The organism is Wenzhouxiangella limi (genome assembly GCF_010499265.1).
GTDB classification, from domain to species: Bacteria; Pseudomonadota; Gammaproteobacteria; order Xanthomonadales; family Wenzhouxiangellaceae; genus Wenzhouxiangella; species Wenzhouxiangella limi.
Genome location: NZ_JAAGSC010000031.1, coordinates 165,482 through 188,048, shown reverse-complemented (window position 1 = coordinate 188,048; position 22,567 = coordinate 165,482). Strand labels below are relative to the sequence as shown.

The window sequence follows — 22,567 nt, the reverse complement described above, 5'->3', positions numbered from 1 at the left end:
CCCTGGACTGCGGTTCCCTTACACCATCCCCGTCCCCATCTAAGCAGCCATGAAGAAAACAGCCCCCGACATCATGGTCGCCCTGTCCGGCGGCGTGGATTCTGCAACCACGGCCTGGCTGCTGCGCCAGCAGGGCCATGCTATCGCCGGCATGTTCATGAAAAACTGGGAAGAGGACGATCCCGACTCGGGCTGCAGCGCCGAGGCCGACGCCGCCGACGCTCGGGCCGTGTGTGCGCTGCTCGACATTCCGTTCCACGGTCGCAATTTTTCTGCCGAGTACTGGGAAGGCGTATTCGAGCACTTTCTTGCCGAGTTGGCCGCCGGTCGCACCCCCAACCCTGACGTTCTTTGCAACCGCGAGATCAAGTTCAAGGCGTTCGTCGAGCACGCCCTGGACCTCGGAGCCACCGAAATCGCCACCGGGCACTACGCGCGCAGGCGGGACAATGCCGACGGCTCGGTCTCACTGCTCAAAGGCCGCGATGCCGGCAAGGATCAGAGCTATTTCCTGTACGCGCTGACCCAGGAACAACTGGCCCGGGCGCGCTTCCCGCTGGGCGAGCTGGAGAAAAGCGAAGTTCGCAGACTGGCCGAAAAAGCCGCCCTGCCGGTGGCAAGAAAGAAGGATTCCACCGGCATTTGCTTTATCGGCGAGCGCCGTTTCGATGATTTCATCGATCGTTACTTGCGCTCCGAGCCCGGGCCGATTCGCAGCGAGGACGGTACCCGGATCGGACAACACTCGGGTCTGATTCACTACACCCTGGGCCAGCGCAAGGGCCTGGATATCGGCGGCCTGAGCGATTTTCCCGAAGGCGCCTGGTACGTCGCGGCCAAGGACCTGACAGCAAACGCGCTGTGCGCGGTTCAGGCATCGGAACACCGACTGCTGATGTCCGATGAACTGACCGCCGGACAGCTGACCTGGATCGATGGGAAAGCGCCCGCGGCCGGAACCCGGCTGACCGCCAAGGTTCGCTATCGGCAGCCCGATCAGGCCTGCATCATCAAGCGATGCACCGGGTCGAAGCTGCAGCTGCGCTTCGCGCGGCCGCAGCGCGCGGTCACCCCGGGCCAGTCGGTCGTGCTGTACGATGGCGACCATTGCCTCGGGGGCGGCGTGATAGAACACTGCAACGCACCGCGCCCCGACTGGATGCCATCGCCCTCCTTTCCGCACGCGGTCGAATCATGAGAGACGCCACCATTGCCTTTGCCGGGATGCTGCAGGCCGGTGAACTGGTCCGCCAGATCGCCACCTCGGGCACCTGCAGCCAGCAAGCCGCACGCGCCAGTCTGGACAGCATTTTCAATCTGAGCCCCAGGACCGCCGAAGACGTCTACGACGGCCTTGGCGGCGTGCGTATGGGTCTGCGGGTGCTGATTGAGCTGTTCACTTCGCGAGCCGCCCAGGACAACCTGGTGAGCCTGAATTATGCGCTCGGCATGGGCAAGCTCGGACGCCGGATCCAGCGCGACCAGGCCCGCCAGCAAGCGCTCGGGGAGGCCATCAGCCTGGTTGAATCGGCCTGGCGCGAAAGCGAGGACGCGCTGGATGAATCCGTCATCAGCCAGCTCGGCGACGTCTACCAGAGACACGTCTCGACCCTGGATTTCAGGCTGTCGATCAGCGGCAAACCGGAAATCCTCAAGCAGGATGAAAAGGTGGCCCTGGTCCGCGCCCTGCTGCTGGCCGGTGTCCGCTCGGCTTTCCTTTGGCATCAGGTCGGTGGCCGCCAGTGGCGGCTGGTTTTTCAGCGCCGAAAGATGCTCAGCCAGGCCGAGGCTCTGATCTCAGCCTGAGGCTGAAGCTGTTTCCGATGTTGAGGACGGGGCGCATGTTAAAATCCGGGGGTTTTCCGCTGGCGTCGAAGGCCGGCGCTCGACACTCTGGAGGTTTCCCGCATGCGAGACGAACTTGGCTGCCGCGATTATTTTGATGCCGCTGGCAAACACTACGCTTTTTACAGCCTTAAAAAACTGGGCGAAGCACACCCTTCAGTGGCGCGACTGCCATACTCCCTGAAGATTCTGCTCGAAAACCTGCTGCGCCACGAAGACGGCGTCAACATCACCGCGGCCGACGTCTCCGGGCTGGCCAACTGGGATGCCGCGGCCCAGCCGGATCAGGAAATTGCCTTCACGCCGGCCCGCGTGGTTCTCCAGGACTTCACCGGTGTGCCGGCGATCGTCGATTTGGCCGCCATGCGCGACGCCATGAAAAAACTCGGCGGCAACCCGAACCGGATCAACCCGCTATCACCGGCCGAACTGGTCATTGATCACTCGGTGCAGGTCGATAATTACGGCCGCGCCGACTCGCTGGACCTGAACAACCAGATCGAATTCCAGCGCAACAAGGAACGCTACGCCTTCCTGCGCTGGGGTCAGGGTGCTTTCGACAATTTCAAGGTCGTGCCGCCGAACACCGGCATTGTCCACCAGGTCAATCTGGAGCACCTCTCGCGCGTGGTCTTCGGCGAGGAGGTCGACGGCGAACTCGTCGCCTGGCCCGACACCGTGGTCGGCACCGATTCCCACACCACCATGATCAACGGACTGGGCATTCTCGGCTGGGGCGTGGGCGGCATCGAAGCCGAAGCCGCCATGCTGGGCCAGCCCATCTCCATGCTGATCCCGCAGGTCATCGGCTTCAAGCTCAACGGCAAACTGCCCGAAGGCACTACCGCCACCGATCTGGTGCTGACCATCACCGAAATCCTGCGCGAAAAGGGCGTGGTCGGCAAGTTCGTGGAGTTTTTCGGCGACGGTCTCTCGCACCTGCCGCTGGCCGACCGCGCGACCATCGGCAACATGTCGCCGGAATTCGGTTCGACCTGCGCCATCTTCCCGATCGACGCCGAGACCATCCGCTATCTGGAGTTGTCCGGACGTGACCCGGCAAGACGCGAGCTGGTCGAAGCCTATGCCCGCGCCCAGGGCCTGTGGCGCGAGGACGGTGCTGCCGACCCGGTCTACACCGAGGTGATCGAGCTCGACATGGGCGAAGTCGTCCCCAGCCTGGCCGGCCCCAAGCGTCCCCAGGACCGCGTCCTGCTGAGCAATGCCAAAAACGATTTCCTCGCCGCCAAAGCGAAGATGACGGCCGAACGCGACGCTGCCCACAGCCAGGAAGAGGCGCGATTTGCCGGCGAAGGCGGCAGCACCGCGGTCGGCGCACGCCTGCCCGCCGGCACCGCCGAGGTCACCTACAAGGATCAGACCTTCCAACTCTCTGACGGTGCCGTGGTCATCGCGGCGATCACCTCCTGCACCAACACCTCCAACCCTGCGGTGATGCTGGGCGCAGGCCTGCTGGCGCGCAACGCTCGCCGGAAGGGCTTGAACGTCAAGCCCTGGGTCAAGACTTCGCTGGCGCCGGGCTCGAAAGTCGTCACCGATTATCTGGAATCTGCCGGTCTGGTCGATGACCTGGAAGCGCTGGGCTTTTTCACCGTTGGCTATGGCTGCACCACCTGCATCGGCAATTCCGGCCCCTTGCCGGAGCCTATCGAGGCGGCCATCAAGGACCGGGACATGGTGGTCTGCTCGGTGCTGTCCGGCAACCGCAATTTCGAGGGCCGTATCCACGCCGAAATCAAGACCAACTATCTGGCCTCGCCACCCCTGGTGGTGGCCTATGCGCTGGCCGGCCGGATGGACGCCGACCTGGTCAATGATCCGCTGGGCGAGGATGCAGATGGCAACCCGGTGTACCTGAAAGACATCTGGCCGGATGCAAAAGAGCTGCAGGAGTTCATCGCCGACAACGTGTCTTCCGGCATGTTCCAGAGCTCGTATCAGAACGTGTTTGAAGGCGATGAGCGCTGGAAGAGCATGGATACGCCCACCGGCGAGATGTTTGCCTGGAATGATGATTCCACTTACGTCCAGAACCCGCCCTATTTCGAGGGCATGGACATGGAGTTGCCGGAGATTTCCGACATTCACGGCGCGCGCGTTCTGGCCAAGCTGGCCGACTCGGTCACGACCGATCACATCTCTCCGGCCGGCAACATCAAACCGGATTCTCCGGCCGGCGAATACCTGCAAAAACACGGCGTATCGCCAGTCGACTTCAACTCCTACGGCTCGCGGCGCGGCAATCATCAGGTGATGATGCGCGGCACCTTTGCCAACGTGCGCATTCGCAACCAGATCGCACCCGGCACGGAAGGCGGCTTCACCAAATATCTCCCCGACGATGCCGTGATGCCGATTTATGACGCGGCCATGAAATATCAGGCCGACAAGACCCCGTTGATCGTGATTGCCGGCAAGGAATACGGTTCCGGATCATCGCGTGACTGGGCGGCCAAGGGCACCCGCCTGCTTGGCATCAAGGCCGTGATCTGCGAAAGCTTCGAGCGCATTCACCGCTCCAACCTGGTCGGCATGGGCGTGCTACCGCTGAACTTTATCGACGGCGACACGCCGGAAAGCCTGGGGCTGGACGGCACCGAGACCTACGACATCGTGGGTCTGGGCGACGGCACGGCAAAGCAGGTCGAGGTGACCGCCACCCGGGCCGACGGCTCGAAGATCGAGTTCAGCGCGCGCGTTCGCCTGGATACGCCCAAGGAAATCGAGTACTACCGTCACGGCGGCATCCTGCACTACGTGCTGCGCCAGATGGCCGGGGGTGATCCGGGAGAGACTGCGAAAGCGGCCTGACCGAGGCCCGTCACCTTAAAAAAGAGCCGGCCTTGGCGCCGGCTCTTTTTTTTAGATCTGGCATTTACGGGTCAGGCAAAGCCCGGCGGACTCCACTGGTCCATCATCTTGCGCTGGGCGGCGTCCAAACGCCGGGCCATCAGCTCCGAGAAGCGCCGCAGCAATGGATACCCGAAGGCGGGATCGGCCTCGCAGCGCTCGAGCAGAGCCTTGCCGTCGAATTCCAGAACGCGCGTAGGCCCGGAGGCGCGCGCATGGAAGTGCCACTCGTAAGGCGCGATCAGCCACGACCAGCCAAACACCTCGCCCTCGCCCAGCCTTGTGACCTCAAGCTTCGGCCCGGTCAGGGCGGGAACCTCGATCACCAGCGCCCCGTCCAGAATCAGGTAAAAGCTTTCAGCCCTTGCGCCCTGGCTGGCCAACACCTGGTCGGACTCAAGGTCTCGCTCGCGCGCGTGCGCGGCCAGCGTCTCCAGCTGCGCTTCGGCCAGGCCGGCAAAAAGACTCTGCTCGGAAAGAAATTGTTTGATCTCGCGTTGTTCCATAAGGTCTCTCCCTGCTGCTGAAACGGTTGCTGCGATCTTAAAAACCAAAAAACAGCGATCGCTTCCAGCAATCAGATTACCACCGTCTGCGCATTGCCCAAAACCGCGCCCCGAGACATCCAGTAGGCACAATGAATTGAGCGTGCCATAATCGGACGCGGTCCGAATCGCAGCCTATCTCGCATGATCCCAATCCGCTCTGCCCTTCTCGGCGCGTTGCTGGTCGCCCTGACCCACCCGGCGCTGACGGAAACCATTCCGACCCGCCACTTCTTTGACAACGCCCAGGTCCGCGAGATGCGGATCGCACCCGACGGCGAGCACATCGCCTTCACTTTCGAGTCCGGTTCAGAAGTGCAGCTGACCGTGCTCGACCTCGAGTCCATGCAGCTGACTACCGCTCCCTTCGGTTTTGGGGACAATCAGCACGTACAGGATTTCTGGTGGGCCAGCGACACTCGCGTGGTGATGTCGGTGGCCACCGTCACCGGCAATCTGGATACACTTCAAGCCGGTCCCCGACCATTGTATGCAGCCAACATCGACGGTTCCAGGCGCCAGGAAATCTTCGGGGCCAGCAACCTGGCGGGCTACCAGGTCCTGCACCCATTGCCCGATGACCCGGATCATATCCTGATCGCGCGCTACCACCTGGCCGATGAAGGCGAACCCAGCGCCATGCTGCTCAACGTTTTTGACGGCCGCACCCGCTACCTGGCCGACAGTCCGGACAGCCGCAACGTCAGTGCTTTCATCGCCGACAACGCCGGCGAGCTGCGCGCGGCCATCGAGTTCATAGACGCCGAGAACTTTGACGAAATGGAGTTCAATCTGTTCGTCAAGCACGACGATCAGTGGCGCGAACTTCAGGTGGACTCCGAGCGCGAGCGCCCGTCCATCACCCCCCTGGGTTTCAGCGCCGACAATCAGCGGATGTATTTCCTCTCCAATCACGACATGGCTGAAAACGATCGCAGCGGCGCTTTCCGCTACGATTTCGAAAGCGGAGACCTGGAGCTTCTGTTCCGCCATCCCCAGGTCGACGTCAGCGGCGCGATTCGCGGCCACGATGACGAAGTGCTGGGCGTGGTCAGCCGCTTCGGACCCCTGACCTATGCTTTTTTCGAAGACAAGGCGGCCGAGCACCCGGACGCGCGCCTGCTGCAGCAGCTGGCCCGTTCGTTTCCCGAAAACGACGTCAGCCTGACCTCCTTCTCCCGCGACGGCAAGCGCGCGGTATTGTTCGTGCGCGGTGACCGCAACCCCGGCGAGTTCTTTTTGTTCCACACCGACAAGCTGCAGGCTGAATTCCTGGCCGCCACGCGGCCCGAATTGCCCAAGGAGCGCCTGAGCCCCATGCGCGCGCTGGAGATCCCGGCCCGCGACGGCCTGAACCTGCACGGCTTGCTGACCACCCCGGCAGACGCGCAGCAGCCGCTGCCGCTGATCGTCAACGTCCACGGCGGCCCGTTCGGTATTACCGATCGGTGGGGCTTCAACCCCGAAGCCCAGTTCTTCGCCCATCACGGCTACGCCACCCTGCAGGTCAACTTCCGCGGCTCCGGCAACCGCGGCGAGGATTTCGTTCGCAAGGGCCGGCGCCAGTGGGGCCAGGCCATGCAGAACGATGTTACCGACGCCACCCGCTGGGCGATCGAGCAAGGCATCGCCGATCCCGAACGGATCTGCATCATGGGCGGCAGCTACGGCGGCTACGCCACCCTCATGGGGCTGATCACCGCACCCGAGCTCTACGAGTGCGGCGTGGGCATCGTCGGGGTCTACGACCTGGTCTGGTTCCGCGAAGGCGATGGCTCGGACTTCTCACGCGGCTCTGACCGCCAATCGCGCATGGCTTTCGAGCGTTTCATGAGCAGCCACGTTGCCGCCAGCACAGACGGGCTCGAGGCCTACTCGCCGGTCCACCTGGCCGATCACATTGAAGACGAGGTGTTCATTGTCCACGGCGGCAGCGACGTGCGAGTACCCGTGGGCCACGCCGAGCGCTTGCGCGATGCGCTGGATGCGCGCGGTAAACCCTACCGCTGGATGCTGAAACAAGAAGAAGGCCACGGCTTTTTCGACGTCGACAACCGGGTCGAGCTCTACGACGCGGTGCTGGCGTTCTTCAATGACCACATCGGCGAATGAAGCGACATCGTTCAGCAACTCTGCTTGAGGTGTTGGCATGAGCGCCCGCTTCCGCGTACCGCATACCCTGGTTCTGATGTTCGCGATGATGATCGCGGCACTTGTGCTGACCTGGGTTCTGCCAGCCGGTCAGTTTCAGACCGAAATGAACGAGGCCGGTCGCGAAATAGTGGTACCCGGCACCTACACGGCAGTCGAAGACGAACCCGCCCTGAGCCCCTGGACGCTGTTCACTGTGGTGCCCAGAGCACTGGCGGATGCCCAGGGCATCATCTTTTTCGTCCTGATTATCGGCGGGGCGTTGGCGATCATCCGCAAGACCGGCGCCATCGACGCCATACTCGATCGCCTGATCCGGCGCTTCGGCCGTCTGCCCTGGCTGCTGATTCTGGGCGGCATGCTGGCCTTCGGCATCGCCTCGGCAACGCTGGGCATGGCCGAGGAATACATCCCCTTCGCCGCCATCCTGATCGCCTTGTGCGTGTCTTTGCGCATGGACACCATGACCGCCATCGGCATTATGGTCGTCGGCTACGGGATCGGCTACGGTGTCGCCCTGATCAATCCGTTTACCCTGCTGGTGGCGCAAGAAGTCGCCGAACTGCAGCCCGGATCCGGCATGGGTTATCGCCTGGCCCTGTGGCTGCCTTTTTTCGCGGTCGGGTTTCACCATGTCTGGCGCTACGCCAAGCGGGTACAGGCCGATCCGCAGGCCAGCCTGGTGGCCGATGTAGCTTCGGCGCAGCCGCCGGCGCCTTCGGGTCCGACCGACCTCACCCCGAGGCGAGCACTGGTGCTTGCCGCCACGCTGGCCGCCTTGACCGTGCTGGTGATCGGCATCGCACGGTTTGGTTGGTACCTGGTTGAATTAGGCGCAGTTTTCTTGCTGCTGGCAATCGTTACCGGCCTGATCGCCCGGCTCCGCCTTGATGACATCGCCGAAACCTTTGTCAAGGGGGCGTCCGAACTGGCCGGCACCGCCATGCTGATCGGATTTGCGCGGTCCATTGCCCTGATTCTCGAAGACGGGCTGGTGCTTCACACCATTGTCAACGGGCTGGCCACGCCGCTGGGTCAGCTGCCGGCAGCGCTCTCTGCGGTGGGAATGCTGGGTATCCAGAGCCTGCTGAACCTGTTCATCCCGTCCGGCAGCGGCCAGGCTTTCGTGACCATGCCGCTGATGGCGCCGATCGGGGATCTGGTCGGTGTGTCGCGGCAGGTCGCGGTCCTGGCATTTCAGTTCGGGGATGGCTTCATGAACATGGTCGTGCCGACCAACCCGGTGCTGATGAGCATTATCGGACTGGCCGGCATCCCATACGAACGCTGGTTCCGGTTCATTTTCCCGCTGATATTGAAGCTGCTGGCGCTGGCGGCCGCGGCGCTGATCGTGGGCGTGTGGATCGGATACTAATAGCGCCCGATGAAGATCAGTCAACGTACATCGAGCTGACTGATTCTCCCTCAGACATCCGGCGGATGGTCTCGGCCAGCATCTGGGCCACCGACAGCTGCCGAATTCGACCGCAGTCCAGCGCTTCCTGACTCAACGGAATGGTGTCGGTGACGACAATCTCGTCGAGTCGGGAGCCACTGATATTCTCGATCGCCCTGCCCGATAGCACCGGATGGACACAGTAAGCGACCACCTTCAGGGCGCCGGCGTCCTTGAGCGCGCCGGCTGCAGCGCAGAGCGTGCCGGCGGTATCGATCATGTCGTCGACCAGCACGCAGACCTTGCCGCGCACGTCGCCGATCAGGTTCATCACGGTGGCTTCGTTGGCGCGCGGGCGGCGCTTGTCGATAATCGCCAGATCGGCATCCAGGCGCTTGGCAATCGCCCTGGCGCGCACCACACCGCCCACGTCGGGCGAGACCACGATGATTTCCTCGGCGCTGTACTGCTTCCAGATATCGGCCAGGGTCAGCGGCGAGGCATAGACATTATCCACCGGTATATCAAAAAAACCCTGGATCTGGTCGGCGTGCAAATCCACCGTAACCACTCGATCGGTACCGACGGCGCCGATCATCCGCGCGGCCACCTTGGCCGTGATCGGCACCCGGGCAGAGCGCGGGCGGCGGTCCTGCCGGGCGTAGCCGAAATACGGGATCACCGCGGTCAGCCGCCAAGCCGAGGCCCGCGACAGGGCATCGATCATGACCAGCAGCTCCATGAAATTCTCCGCCGCCGGGGAGCAGGTTGGCTGGATCACGTACACATCGCGGCCGCGCACGTTTTCCATGATCTCGACCATGGTTTCGCCATCGCTGAAGCGGCCGACATTCGCCCGGCCCAGGGGAACTCCGAGAGAACGGGCAAGCGCCGCGGCCAGCGCCGGATTGGCGTTGCCGGAAAAGACCATCAGGGATGAATCTGTCAAGAGCGCACCGCCTCGCTTTTGAACGTCCGGAGATTATGGAATGGCTGGGACGGCAGGACTCGAACCTGCGAATGCGGGGATCAAAACCCCGTGCCTTAACCAGCTTGGCGACGTCCCAGCAGTAAACGTCGGCTCATCTGCCGCCGGACCGGCCCGCCGACGCGCTGCATTATAACGGCATTTCACGCAGCCGGGTCCATCCACCGCCAGGTTCGCAGAATCATCCGCACCCGGTAAGGCGGACTGAGCGCCTGTACGCGTTCCGGCATCAGGGGACCGGAAGCGGGCTGGTCGTAGCGCAGATATTCCAGGGTCCAATCGTCCTGACCAATCATGTCCATGGTGCCATCGGCGGCAAAACTCACCCGATCATCCTCGGAAGCGGTCAGCCCCCGAAGCCAATAGGCCAGCTGACTGACGGGGATCGGCCAGCCCACGATCTCGGCGACCAGCAAATCCGGATCCTCGGCCCGGACCAGGCCGACGTCGCTGCCCTCAATCAACGCCCCGCCCTCGTTAAACATCAATCGCCACTGCTTGCCGCCGACCACGCTGCGCAGGCGCAGGTCATGCTGCGAGCCCTGCCCGCGCCAGTCGAACGCCATCTGACCGCCCTGCTCGCCGTCAGAAACCGACAGGCGACCCGTCACGCGCCAGTCGGGGTAGTTTTCGAACCAGCTCTGCCGCTCTTCGAGCCACTCGCCCTCAGGCCGCTGCTCGCGAACCGCGCAAGCACCCAGCAGCATGCTCAGCGACAAGGCCAGCAAGACGGCGCGACGGGTCCTGACGTTCATAACGTGATCTCCAGGCGCTGCATGACTTCTTTCAGGTCACTGTTGTCGGGATGCCGGATGCGGGCCTCGCGAAGCATTTCACCGGCCCGCTCGGTCTGGTCCAGATGCCACAGCACCTCGGCCAGATGCGCGGCGATTTCCGGGTTGTCATCGCCGGCGAACGCGCGCTCAAGGTACGGCAGGGCCGATTCAGGCTCACCCAGCCGGAAATACACCCAGCCCATCGAGTCCAGAATCGCCGGCTCTTCCGGCGCCAGCTCCAGCGCGCGGCGGATCAGGCGATAGGCCTCACTGTGCCGGCTGGTGCGATCGGTCAGGGTGTAGCCCAACGCGTTGAGCGCCATGGCGTTGTCGCCATCGATGCGAATGATGCGACGCAGATCCTGTTCGGCCAGATCAAGGTTATCGGTATTCACCGCAATCATGGCACGAGCGTAGAGCAAGCCGACGCTGTCCGGGGTCTCGCGCAGGGCGTCGCTCAAAAGCTCCAGCGCCTGAGCATGCTGGTCATGCTCGCCCAGCAGTTCGACCTCGACCAGGTAGGCGCGCTCGCGCTGGTCGCGCTGTTCGGTGTCCCGCGCCAGCTTGAGCAGTTCGCGCGCCTCGGGCAGCCGGTCATCGGCGGCCAGCAGGACCGCGCGTCGGATCATCGCGCGGTCGGCCTGGGGGCCGCTGCGAACGCGCGCATACCAGTCGGCGGCCTCTTCCTCGAGCGCCAGAAACTCAGCCAGCCAGCCGACCATGAAAGCATGCTGGTCGCCGTCCTCGACCGGGGCCCAGGCCGCCAGCTGCTGCCAGACATCCCTGGCCGCCTCTTTCTGGTCGGCCTCGAAGAGATAACTGGCGCGACTGTAGAGCACGTCCGGGTTGTCCGGCAGCCCGGACAGCACGTCGAGCGCCTCGGGCAGGCGGCCCAGGTTGCGCAGGGCCTGCGCCTCAGCCAGCCCCAGAGTCCACTCGTCCGGCGCGACGGCGTACGCCCGTCGGTACAGCATCAGCGCCGACTCATGGTCCTCCAGCGCCGAGGCCAGCTGAGCGGCCCAGGCAAGCTCGTCGCGCTCGCCGCTCAGGTCGGCCGCCCTTCGCGCCAGAACCAGGGCCTGCTCCGCATCACCGGTTTCCCAATGCAGGCGGCTGCGAGCCACAAGCGCGGGCACCCCCTCCGGATCGAAACCAGCCGCTTCGATCAGTGCGTCGAGCAGGCGAGGCGCCTGATCGGTTGACTCCGCCGCAGCGATGATCTGGACCAGGTCACGCTGCAGCAGGCGTGCGGCGTTGTCCGGGTCTTCGGCCAGCCAGTCTTGCATCCGGCTGATCGCTTCTTCCGACTGATCTGCATTGAGCCGGGCGAGGATTCCCAGGCGGCGCGCATCGGCACTTCCCGGTTCCTGCGCCAGCCAGACGTCGGTGGCTTCAATCAGTCCGGGCCAGTGGCGGGTGCGCCAGGCCATGCCGGCAGCCTGCCGGACGAGCTCGAGGTCGCGCTGTTCGCGCGCCGTATCCAGCAGCCGACGGATCGCTTCCTGATGTTCATCGCCGCCGCCGGCGTGCCGGGCCGCCCGCAAGTGAAACAGAACCTCCTCGGACCATTCGTCTTCGGTGTACGATGCGGGTGTCTTCTCATTCGGTTCTGAATCACCACGCCCCGCGTCCGGCGTCACGCTGCAGGCGGCTAGCAGCAATGCGAGGATGCCGGTTATCGCTGGCTTGATCTGCGTCATTTTCGGCGCCACAATGAAAGGTTTGTTCAAAAGTCTATCAGCATGTCCTTGTCGGTCGTTGGAATCAGTCATCACACCGCACCGATTGCCATTCGGGAGCGGCTCGCTTTCCCGGCCGACAGCCTCCCGGATGCATTGCGAAGCCTGGCCGCGACGCCGGAAATCAGCGGTTGCGCGATCGTCAGCACCTGTAACCGGACCGAGATATTCACCTCCAGCGAGCGCCCCTCCACCCGTTTGATCACCGACTGGCTGCACGCCTGGCATAAGCTCGACCCCGGGCAATATCAGGAACATTTGTACCATCTCGAGCATTCTGCCGGCATCTTTCACCTGATGAAAGTCGTCTGCGGGGCCGACTCCATGGTGGTCGGCGAGCCGCAGATCGCCGGACAGGTCAAGCAGGCCTGGCAGCTGGCGCGCGATACCGACACCCTGGACAGCAAGCTCGACCGAATGTTCCAGCATGCGTTCGCCGGCTCGAAGCGGGTTCGTTCTGAAACAGGTATCGGCCAGAACCCGGTCACGCTGCCGTTCGCGGCCATGCGCCTGGCCCGCCAGATTTTCGGCTCGCTCGATCGCCTGCGAATCCTGCTGGTCGGTGCCGGTGAGATGATCGAGGATTGCGCGGTCCACTTCGGGGACAGCGGCATTCGCGGCATGAGCATTGCCAACCGAAGCATTGAACGTGCTCAGACGCTGGCCGAGCGATTCGAGGCCCAGCCCTTCACACTGGACGATTTGCCCCGGCTGCTGCCCGAACACGACATGGTGCTCGCCTGCACCGGAGCCAAAGAGCCGATCCTGACCCGGCCGATGATCAAGAAGGCCTTGGCCAGCCGCCGCCACCGCCCCATGTTTGCGCTGGACCTGTCGGTACCGCGCAATATCGACCCCTCAGCGAGCGATCTCGGCGATTTGTTTCTCTACACCATCGATGACCTGCACGCCATCGTCGAGTCCGGTCACAAGCAGCGCGTGGCGGCACTGCAGAAGGCCATGGAGATCATCGAGTCGGAAGTGACCACGTTCGAGCGCTGGTTGCGGCTGCAAAACACCAGCGCAACGCTCAAAGAACTGCGCCAGCGGGCCCAGCAGGAGCGTGATGAGCTGCTTGAGCAGGCCATCCAGGACCTGGCCGCCGGCAAGGAGGCCGAAGCGGTGATCCGGCGCATGGGCCACAAGCTGGTCAACCGGCTGCTGCACGGTCCCAGCATCCGCCTGCGCCAGGCCGCCGAAAGCGACGACGAGACCCTGCTCGAAGCCGCGCGTTTCTATTTTCTCGACCGGGACTGAGCAGGAGCGACGTGGACGACGGGATTCGCCAGCGACTGGAGCAGGCCAGCGAACGCTCCCAGGAACTCGCCCACCTGCTGGCCGACCCCGACATCATCGCCGATCAGCGCGAGTTTCAGGCCTTGTCGCGCGAATATGCCGAGCTGGATCCCATCATCGCGGTCTGGCGCAGCTATAGAGATTGCGAGATCGCGTGCCGCGATGCCCGCGAAATGCTCGTCGAAGACGATCCCAGCCTGCGCCAGCTGGCCCGCGAGGAAATCGCCAGGGCCGAACACCAGCAGGCAGCCCTCGAACAAGAACTGCAGCGTCTGCTGCTGCCGCGCGACCCGAACGACGAACGCAGCATCTTTCTCGAGGTTCGCGCCGGAACAGGCGGGCAGGAGGCTGGGATATTTGCCGGCGACCTCCTGCGCATGTACAGCCGCTTCGCCGAGCGTCAGGGCTGGCAGGTCGAGATCCTGTCAGCCCAGGAAAGCGATGCCGGCGGATACCGCGAGGTCATCGCCCGAATCATCGGTCGGGGCGCTTACTCTCGACTGAAGTTCGAGTCCGGAACGCACCGGGTACAGCGGGTGCCGGCGACCGAATCCCAGGGCCGCATCCATACCTCGGCCTGCACCGTGGCCATCCTGCCCGAGGTGGACGAGGTCGACGCCATCGACGTCAACCCCAATGACCTCAGGATCGACACCTTTCGATCCTCCGGTGCAGGCGGCCAGCACGTCAACACCACCGATTCGGCCATCCGCATCACGCACCTGCCGACCGGTATCGTGGTCGAGTGTCAGGATGAGCGTTCGCAGCACAAGAACAAGGCACGCGCACTCAGCCTCCTCGGCGCGCGGCTGCTGGCGGCCGAGCGCGAGAGCCAGCGCTCGCAGCGGGCGGCCGACCGCAAGCTGCAGGTCGGTTCCGGCGACCGTTCAGAACGGATTCGAACCTACAATTTTCCCCAGGGCCGGGTCACCGACCACCGCATTGGCGTGACGCTGTATGAACTTGACAGCGTGCTGGAGGGCGGCCTGGACAGCGTCATCGAGCCGTTGTCAGAGGCCCATCAGGCCGACCTTCTCGCAGAGATCAGCCAGTCGTGACGAACTGATATGTTGTTACTTATTCATTAAGTATCTGCGGGCGGTGATGTATACTTCAGCCTAGTTCCAGTCAAGGACATTAACCATGGATTTTGATCCGGTTCTCATCTCTCGAATCCAGTTCGCGTTCGTCGTTTCATTTCACGCCATATTCCCGGTGTTCACCATCGGACTGGCCTCCTACGTAGCCGTGCTGGAAGGTCTGTACTACCGAACCGACAATCCGCTGTACCTGAGGCTATCGAAGTTCTGGACGAAAGTCTTTGCCGTGGTCTTCGGCATGGGCGTGGTTTCGGGCATCGTCATGGCGTTCCAGTTCGGTACCAACTGGTCGAATTTCGCCTACTCGGCCTCGAACTTTCTCGGTCCCGTGCTGAGCTACGAGGTCGTGACCGCGTTCTTCCTCGAAGCGACCTTCCTTGGCGTGCTGCTGTTCGGCCGCGACAAGGTGCCACGCGGGCTGCATTTGTTTTCGGCCTGCATGGTGGCGATCGGCACATTCATTTCCTCGTTCTGGATTCTTTCAGCCAACAGCTGGATGCACACGCCAGCCGGCGTCGAGATGGTCGACGGCATGGTCCAGATGACGTCCTGGACGCAGGCAATCTTCAATTCGTCGTTCCCGTATCGCTTCGCCCACATGGCGCTGGCTTCTTTCATTACCGGCGGCTTTGTCGTGGCTGGCGTCAGCGCGCTCTATCTGCTGCGCGGCAACCACGTGGAGACGAGCAAGAAGGCGCTGAAAATGTGCGTAATCATGCTCGCCGTGGTCACGCCGATGCAGCTGCTCATAGGCCACGAGCACGGCCTGAATACCTTCGAGAATCAGCCGGTCAAGGTCGCGGCCATGGAAGGCGCCTGGGAAACCAAGTCCGCCGCGCCGCTGATCCTGTTTGCCATTCCGGACGCGGCCAACGAGACCAATCACTTCGAGATCAAGATCCCTTACCTGGCCAGCATCGTGCTGACCCACAGCGCCGACGGCGTGGTCCCGGGCTTGCTGGAAGTCCCCGCCGACGAGCGGCCGCCGGTCGGGATCGTGTTCTGGAGCTTCCGGATCATGGTCGGTCTGGGGTTGATCTTCATCGCCATTTCGCTACTGTCGGCCTATCAGCTTTACCGCGGCCATCTGTATGACTCGCGGCTTCTGCTTCGGGCCTATACCTGGCTGATCCCGGCCCCGTTCGTAGCCGTCCTGACCGGATGGTTCGTGACCGAGGTCGGACGCCAGCCCTGGATGATTCAGGGCCTGATGCGTCTTGATGAAGCGGTCACGCCGTCGGTGACCGGCTGGATGGCGCTGGTGACGCTGATCGGCTATTTCGCTGTCTATGCCGTCGTCTTTTCGGCCGGCGTGTTCTACCTGCGCAAAGTGGTCGAAGGTGGCCCCGACCCCATCGAGAGCGATAGCGATAGCGAGGGCAGCAATGCCCGACCGAAGCGTCCGTGGTCGGCAGTGTCCAATCAACTTGACGAAGCGCCAAGCGCTGCAGGGAGCTGAACATGATGGGATTAATCGATCTGACCCTGATCTGGGTCGGCCTTATTGGACTGGGTGTGTTCATGTATGTACTCATGGACGGCTTTGATCTCGGCGTCGGCATTCTTTTCCCGTTTGCCCCGGACGACGAATCGCGCGATCTCATGATGAACTCGGTTGCGCCGGTCTGGGACGGCAACGAAACCTGGCTGATTCTGGGCGGTGCGGGACTGCTGGCCGCTTTCCCGCTGATCTACACGGTCTTTCTACCGGCCCTGTACATCGGCGTCTTCCTGCTGCTGGCGGGACTGATCTTTCGCGGCATCGCGTTCGAGTTCCGTTTCAAGGCGACCAAGAACAAGCACCTTTGGAATTACTCGTTCTTCGGTGGCTCCACGGTCGCCTCGTTCGCCCAGGGTGCGGTCATCGGGGCTTACGTGCAGGGATTCGAGACCGAGAACTTCCGCTACGTCGGCGGCGCATTCGACTGGCTGACGCCGTTTACGCTTATGACGGGCCTGGGCGTGGTCGCGGGCTACGCATTGCTCGGCGTGACCTGGACCATCATGAAGACCGAAGGACGCACTCAGGACTGGGCTTACAAGCTGGCGCCATGGTTGCTGGGGGCCGTGCTGGTGTTTTTCCTCCTGGTCAGTCTGTGGACGCCGATGATGAACGAGCGGGTCATGGATCGCTGGATGAGCAACATCAGCTGGCTATGGATTTTCCCGGCGACAACGGTGGCCTTTGCCGGCTGGATCTTCACCCGTCTTCGCAAGCGGGCGGAAGGTTCTCCGTTCATCGGCTCCATGGTGCTGTTCGCGATGTTCTACGTCGGTGTTCTGATCAGCATGTGGCCGTACGCGGTGCCGCCGAACTACACCTTCTGGGACGCCGCCTCGGATCCCGGCAGCCAGCTGTTCTTGCTGATTGGTTTTCTGTTCCTGATTCCGATCGTGCTGGGATACACCGCCTGGACCTACTGGGTCTTCCGCGGCAAGGTCCGGCCCGGAGCCGGGTACGCTGGCCACTAGCGCCGGACATCGCCAATGGCTCAACGAGAGGGCACCAGCCTGGCTGGTGCCTTCTTCGTTTGCGCTGGCCGCAGTCGAGGGTGCGGCCATCCTGATCCAGGCGGGCCTGCTGGCCTGGATCATTTCCGCCGTTGTCGTGGACGGGGTCCAGCTGCCGGCGCTGACGCTGGCCCTGACCGCCCTGTTACTGGCCTGGATGTTGCGTGCCGGCGTGGTTGGGCTGCGAAGCCAGCTCACGGCCAAAGCCTCCAGTCTGATTCGCCAGCAGTTGCGCCACGATCTATTTACCACCGTGGCCCGCGCCGGACCGCTACACGCGGCGCATTCCGGTACCGGCCAGATCACCAGTGGGCTGATTGAGCAGGTGGATCAGCTGGACCCCTACTATTCACGCTATCTGCCCCAGTCGGCGGTCGCGCTGCTGGTGCCGGTGTTCATTCTGATCGCGGTTTTCCCGACCGACTGGCTGTCCGGGCTGATGTTGATGATCACGGCGCCGATCATTCCCGCCTTCATGATCATCATCGGCATGGGCGCCAGCCAGGTCAGCCGCCAGCAGCAGGACGCGCTGGCGCGTCTTAGCGGAATCTTCTTCGACCGCTTGCGCGGCCTGGACACCCTGAAGCGCTTCGGCGCCGAGCGTCAGGAAAGCGCGCGCATCGGCGAGCTGTCCGAACAGTTCCGGGTGCGCACCATGCGCGTGCTGCGCGTCGCCTTTCTGTCGTCGGCCGTACTGGAATTCTTTGCGGCCGTGGCGATCGCGACGCTGGCCATCTACATCGGCCTGGGCCTGCTTGGCATGATCGACTTTGCCACCGCCCCGTCGCTGACCCTGTTCAAGGGCCTGTTCATCCTGCTGCTGGCGCCGGAGTTCTTCAATCCGATGCGGACGCTGGCCCAGTTCTGGCACGACCGGGCCGGCGCGCTGGCCGCGGCCGGTTCCCTGCGCGAACAACTGGCCGCAAAACCGGCCCGCGCCGAGCCTGAAACCGCAGTCGATCGCCTGCCGTCGGCAGCATGCACGGTCGCGATCCGTGACCTTCGCCTTGGCTTTGCGGGACGCCGGGAAGTGCTCAAGGGGATCGATCTGGACGTTGCGCCAGGCGAGAAACTGCTGATCACCGGCATCAGCGGCGGCGGCAAGACCACCCTGCTCGGCCTGATGGCCGGCTTCGCGGAGCCAGACCAGGGCAGTGTCCGGATCGATGAACAGGATCTCAGCCGCTTCAGCAGCGCCCAGCTGGCCCAGGTACGAGGCTACCTGGGCCAGCACCCCCTGCTGCTGCCGGCCAGCATCGCCGACAACATACGTCTGCCCGACCCAAAAGCCGATGATCAGCAGGTTATGGCCGCAGCTCGCCGCGCCGGACTGGGCGAATTCATTGAGCATCTGCCCGACGGCATGAACACGAGAATCGGCCAGGACGCGTTCGGCCTTTCCGGCGGCCAGGCGCGGCGAATCGCGCTGGCCCGAGTGCTGCTCAGGCCTTATCCGCTGCTGCTGCTCGACGAGCCCACCGCAAGCCTGGATGAGGTCACCGCAAACCAGGTCTGGCAAGCGCTGGAAAACGCCCTGGCTGAGACCCCGATGACCGTGATCTGCGTCAGTCATAGTGAGCGGGCCAGAGCCTGGGCCGATCGCGTCGTCACCTTGCGCGACGGAACACTGGAGGCGGGTCACCATGCATGAATCGGAGCTGAAGCTGGGCGCGATCCTCGGACGCAGACGCTGGTGGCTCCTGGCCGGCACGCTTTTGATGGTCCTGAGCCTGATCGCCGGCACCGCCCTGCTCGGCCTGTCGGGCTGGTTCATCACCGCCAGCGCACTGGCGGGACTGGGCGTGATCGCCTCCCTGGATATCTTCACCCCCGGGGCAGGCATTCGCCTGGCCGCGGTCGTGAGAACGGTCTCGCGTTACCTGGAACGACTCATCACCCACGAGGCGACTTTCCGCCTTCTGACCGACCTGCGCGGCCAGGTTTTCGGTCGCCTGCTCCAGCTTGACGAATACCAGCTGCGCGGGCTTCGCCGCGGCGACACGCTCAACCGGCTGACCACCGATGTCGACACCCTCGATCATTTATTCATCGGCGTGGCCGGACCGACCGCGGCAGCCCTGATGTTGACCATGGCGGTCGCGGGACTGTTCGGGATCCTGCTCGACGCCTGGACGGCGCTGGCCGTGCTGGGGCTACTGCTGGTCAATCCGGCGCTGGCCGAGCTCAGCCGGCGGCGCGGCCACCGGGCCAGCCATCAGCTCGTCGAGACCCTGCCGGAACTGCGGCGCGAGGCCAGCGAGAGCCTGGAAAGCCTGTCCGACCTGGTGGCCTACGACCGCGTCCCGGCGCAACGCCAGCGACTGCTGGAGGTATCCGCGCGCGTCATCGGTCTGCAGGAAAAGCTTGCGCGGCTGGACGCGCTCAGCCAGGGGCTGGTCACCATGACCGGGTTCCTGGCCGTCTGGGCGGTACTGGTTCTGAGTATCGGTCTGTTCCAGCAAGGGCTGATCTCGGGGCCGGTGCTGGGCCTGGCAGTTTTGACCACCCTGGGGCTGGGCGAGGCCTGGCAGACCTTGCCGGGCGCCTGGCGGAAACTGGAACAGTGCCGGGGTGCCCATCGTCGCATCGCCGCGCTGACAGCAGCGGGGCCGGGCCTGCCGGTTGCAGAACAGCCCCGAACGGCCGCCGGCAACGATCTGGTCGTCGACAACGTTAGCTTCCGCTACCGGCCCGAACTGCCGCGGGTGCTGGACGGCTTCAACCTGCGCGTGGCCGGCGGCGAGAGAATCGCGCTGATCGGTCCCAGCGGCTGCGGCAAGACCACGCTGGCCCAGCTCATCATGCGCCAGCTCGATCCCGACGAGGGCCGGCTGTTGCTCGGCGGTGAAGACCTGCGCCGACTGGAACCCGCCAGCCTGCGCCGTCATATCGGGCTGCTTTCCCAGCACCCGATGCTGTTTCATGACACGGTCGCGCGCAACCTTCGGCTGGCACGACCCGAGGCCAGCGACGAGGACCTGGGCCGAGCCCTGGCGATCGCCGGGCTGGCCAACTTCATGGACGGGCTGGAGCACGGCCTGGAAACCTGGATCAGCGAGGCGGGCGGCAACGTCTCCGGGGGCGAGGGCCGCCGCCTGGCGCTGGCGCGTCTGATCCTGACCGACTGTCCTGTCGTGATTCTCGACGAACCCACCACCGGCCTGGATCGTGAGACCGCGCTTGGCCTGGCCGAAACGCTGGATCAGTGGCTGGGCTCACGCACCGCGATCATGATTACGCACGACCCCGACACGCTGCCCCGCCACGATCGTCGAATCCGGATGGGCTGAGCGGTCGCTACCGACGCGACCGGCCAGCACTCCACAATATGGCGGCCAGGATGGGCAGCAACAAACCCAGCAGCGCCGGCCGATCCTGCAGCAAGCCGGGCCAGGCCAGCACCAGCGCACCGGCCAGCATGGACAGCAGCAATCCAAGCTTCAGCCAGCGTTTCCAGCGCGCGACCCGCGGCACGAGCAACAGCCACCACAAGGGGTGCAGCAGCAACAGCGCAGCGTTTCCGCCGGTATCGTGATGATCCGTGGCCAGAGCCATCAACAGCAACACCGAACCGGCCAAACCCGCGCCAGCCGCGCCCAAACGCCAGACCCAGGCACCCGCTGCACCGCCCCGGCGGGTGGCAAGCACAATCAGCCCCCCGCCAACCAGGCCAGCCAGCAGAAGCAGTCCCCAAGGACTGCGCGGCGACGGCGGCGGGACAAAGATGCCGGGATCGTGGAGAACCATCCGGTCGGTGACCAGCGGCCCGGTGTCCAGCTCGGCTTCGGCCAGCCAGCGGGCCAGGGCTTCGGGCAGAAACGCCTCTTCCCACGCCGTAATCGGCTGATCGATAGCGTGCCCCATCAGCAGCAGAATGCCGGTCTGGATCCAGGGCCGGTGATGCGTCATTCGCCGCGTATGGTCGCGGTAATTCAGACGCGCCGGTGTCGCCTGAAGGCCCGGGCGCAGCTGATCCCCGGTGGCATCGTTGATCAGATCGCGCAGCCAGGTGGAACAGTTGGCGCGGTAATAGTCGTAGGCGTAGAACCGGGGATGAGGGTGGATAGCCCCGTGCAGCGCCCGATGCAGCTCGCGCACCTGTTCAGGTGCAAGCGCCAGCTTCTGGGCCGAAATCGAGCGTCCGCGCTGACGATAGAAGGCGAACTCCCGCTCGGCCGGGCTCGCCGCGCCATAGTAATTCATTATGCCTCGGGCGAAATCGAGATGAAAACCAGCCCGCTCAATCTCGAAATAACCGAAGCTGTAGGTGTGGTCCAGGCCGGTGGCCGGGTCACGCAGCCAGAGCGCGTTGTGCCCGAACATTTCCCAGACTTCTTCGCCTGGACCGTAGGTAACCAACCAGGCTTCCTGGGCACGACCGGTTGACGACAGCAAAACCAGCAGTCCGCCCAGTAACGGTAACAGCCACCTGACATTTACCCGAGCCGCGTGATCGCCGCCCGACGCACGCCGCACCGGCGTCATCCCTCGGGACGACGGACTACCATGGCATGCAGCCGCCGGTCGTCCGCGCTTTCGACCTCGAAGCGCCATTCGCCAACGATCACCGATTCTCCGGCCTCTGGCAACCGCCCGAACTCCGCCACGACCAGTCCGCCGATGGTGTCATATTCATCATCGCTGAAGTCGGTACCCAAAAGCTCGTTGAAATCGTCAATCGGCGTCAGCGCCTGCACTCGGTAGACGCCGTCTTCGATCGGGTCGATATCTTCCACCGCTTCGGCGTCGTGTTCATCGTCGATGTCACCGACGATCTCTTCAAGCACGTCCTCGATGGTCACCAGACCCGATACCCCGCCGTATTCATCAACGACGATGGCCATATGATTCTTGCTTACCCGGAACTCGCGCAGCAAGACGTTGAGCGGCTTTGACTCCGGGATAATGACCGGCGCCCGCATCAGGTCGGACAGAACCAGTTCCGCGTGCTCGGAAAACAGCTGCAGAAGATCCTTGGCCAGGAGAATGCCGCGAACTTCGTCCCGGTCTGCACCGACGACGGGAAAACGCGAATGGCCGGACTCGAGAATGACCGGCATGATGTCCTCCAGCGACGCATTTTCATTGATGACCACCATGTGCGAGCGAGGGACCATCACGTCTCGCACCTGCAACTCATCAACTTCCAGCGCACCCTCGAGCATGGCCAGGGTGTCGCTTTCAATCAATCCCTGGGCGGCGACATCGCGCAGCAATTCCGTCAGGTCATCGCGGTTTTTCGGCTCACCGCCGAAGGCGCGGCCCAATCGTTCAAACCAGGTTCGGTTGGAGGAGCCGTTGCCGGCTGCACTGTCTTCGGTCATGCCGCTACCCTGGCAGGCGCGAACA

At 63.7% G+C, this 22,567-nt stretch carries 17 protein-coding genes and 1 tRNA gene; 11 read left to right on the top strand and 7 right to left on the bottom strand.

Features of this window, described 5'->3' with window-relative positions; genetic code table 11:
* Window positions 1–49: 49 nt before the first annotated feature.
* From mnmA to acnA, 3 genes are all read left to right on the top strand, one after another.
* The gene (gene mnmA, locus G3I74_RS02490; RefSeq protein ID WP_164209964.1) at window positions 50–1,198 is read left to right on the top strand and encodes a tRNA 2-thiouridine(34) synthase MnmA; all 1,149 of its coding nucleotides are present in this window, start codon (window positions 50–52) and stop codon (window positions 1,196–1,198) included.
* A complete protein-coding gene (gene hflD, locus G3I74_RS02485) occupies window positions 1,195–1,806 on the top strand; it encodes a high frequency lysogenization protein HflD (protein WP_164209961.1) in 612 nt (203 codons plus the stop codon). Before mnmA ends, hflD begins: the two co-directional genes overlap by 4 nt.
* 102 nt (window positions 1,807–1,908) lie before the next feature.
* Complete coding sequence (gene acnA, locus G3I74_RS02480; RefSeq protein WP_164209959.1) at window positions 1,909–4,677, top strand: aconitate hydratase AcnA; 2,769 nt, start codon at window positions 1,909–1,911, stop codon at window positions 4,675–4,677.
* A gap of 71 nt (window positions 4,678–4,748) precedes the next feature.
* Here acnA and G3I74_RS02475 read toward each other — a convergent pair whose 3' ends face one another.
* Window positions 4,749–5,222: a Crp/Fnr family transcriptional regulator gene (locus G3I74_RS02475; protein WP_164209957.1), complete on the bottom strand. Its 474-nt coding sequence runs from the start codon at window positions 5,220–5,222 to the stop codon at window positions 4,749–4,751.
* A 183-nt stretch (window positions 5,223–5,405) separates the two neighbouring features.
* Here G3I74_RS02475 and G3I74_RS02470 point away from each other — a divergent pair, with 183 nt between their 5' ends.
* The gene (locus G3I74_RS02470) at window positions 5,406–7,373 is read left to right on the top strand and encodes a S9 family peptidase (RefSeq protein WP_164209955.1); all 1,968 of its coding nucleotides are present in this window, start codon (window positions 5,406–5,408) and stop codon (window positions 7,371–7,373) included.
* 37 nt (window positions 7,374–7,410) lie between these two features.
* Window positions 7,411–8,787 (top strand): YfcC family protein, encoded by a 1,377-nt coding sequence (locus tag G3I74_RS02465; RefSeq protein WP_164209953.1) that lies wholly within the window; start codon window positions 7,411–7,413, stop codon window positions 8,785–8,787.
* 16 nt (window positions 8,788–8,803) lie between these two features.
* Here the strand turns inward: G3I74_RS02465 and G3I74_RS02460 are convergent, their stop codons facing one another.
* From G3I74_RS02460 to G3I74_RS02445, 4 genes are all read right to left on the bottom strand, one after another.
* Window positions 8,804–9,739 carry a ribose-phosphate diphosphokinase gene (locus G3I74_RS02460; protein WP_164210270.1) on the bottom strand — a complete coding sequence of 312 codons (936 nt, stop codon included), beginning with the start codon at window positions 9,737–9,739 and terminating at the stop codon, window positions 8,804–8,806.
* Window positions 9,740–9,798: 59 nt separating this feature from the next.
* Window positions 9,799–9,875, bottom strand: a tRNA-Gln gene (locus G3I74_RS02455).
* A gap of 64 nt (window positions 9,876–9,939) precedes the next feature.
* Window positions 9,940–10,551, bottom strand: coding sequence for a lipoprotein insertase outer membrane protein LolB (gene lolB, locus G3I74_RS02450; RefSeq protein WP_164209951.1), 612 nt, complete (start codon window positions 10,549–10,551; stop codon window positions 9,940–9,942).
* On the bottom strand, window positions 10,548–12,272 hold the full coding sequence (locus G3I74_RS02445; RefSeq protein WP_164209949.1) for a tetratricopeptide repeat protein: 1,725 nt from the start codon (window positions 12,270–12,272) through the stop codon (window positions 10,548–10,550). Before G3I74_RS02445 ends, lolB begins: the two co-directional genes overlap by 4 nt.
* 42 nt (window positions 12,273–12,314) lie before the next feature.
* Here G3I74_RS02445 and hemA point away from each other — a divergent pair, with 42 nt between their 5' ends.
* From hemA to cydC, 6 genes are all read left to right on the top strand, one after another.
* Window positions 12,315–13,568, top strand: a complete 1,254-nt coding sequence (hemA, locus tag G3I74_RS02440) for a glutamyl-tRNA reductase (RefSeq protein ID WP_164209947.1) — start codon at window positions 12,315–12,317, stop codon at window positions 13,566–13,568.
* A gap of 11 nt (window positions 13,569–13,579) precedes the next feature.
* Window positions 13,580–14,665, top strand: coding sequence for a peptide chain release factor 1 (prfA, locus tag G3I74_RS02435; RefSeq protein WP_164209945.1), 1,086 nt, complete (start codon window positions 13,580–13,582; stop codon window positions 14,663–14,665).
* 85 nt (window positions 14,666–14,750) lie between these two features.
* Entirely contained in the window at window positions 14,751–16,166 is a 1,416-nt protein-coding gene (locus tag G3I74_RS02430; RefSeq protein WP_164209942.1) for a cytochrome ubiquinol oxidase subunit I, read from the top strand.
* Between the two features lie 5 nt (window positions 16,167–16,171).
* Complete coding sequence (gene cydB / locus G3I74_RS02425; protein WP_164210269.1) at window positions 16,172–17,179, top strand: cytochrome d ubiquinol oxidase subunit II; 1,008 nt, start codon at window positions 16,172–16,174, stop codon at window positions 17,177–17,179.
* Window positions 17,180–17,225: 46 nt separating this feature from the next.
* Window positions 17,226–18,869 (top strand): thiol reductant ABC exporter subunit CydD, encoded by a 1,644-nt coding sequence (cydD, locus tag G3I74_RS02420; protein WP_164209940.1) that lies wholly within the window; start codon window positions 17,226–17,228, stop codon window positions 18,867–18,869.
* Window positions 18,862–20,508: a thiol reductant ABC exporter subunit CydC gene (cydC, locus tag G3I74_RS02415; RefSeq protein ID WP_164209938.1), complete on the top strand. Its 1,647-nt coding sequence runs from the start codon at window positions 18,862–18,864 to the stop codon at window positions 20,506–20,508. Before cydD ends, cydC begins: the two co-directional genes overlap by 8 nt.
* Window positions 20,509–20,515: 7 nt before the next feature.
* On the opposite strand, the gene G3I74_RS02410 is transcribed toward cydC, so the two are convergent.
* Entirely contained in the window at window positions 20,516–21,613 is a 1,098-nt protein-coding gene (locus G3I74_RS02410; RefSeq protein ID WP_164209936.1) for a lipoprotein N-acyltransferase Lnb domain-containing protein, read from the bottom strand.
* A gap of 86 nt (window positions 21,614–21,699) precedes the next feature.
* Window positions 21,700–22,542 (bottom strand): HlyC/CorC family transporter, encoded by an 843-nt coding sequence (locus G3I74_RS02405; protein ID WP_164209934.1) that lies wholly within the window; start codon window positions 22,540–22,542, stop codon window positions 21,700–21,702.
* Window positions 22,543–22,567 lie beyond the last annotated feature (25 nt).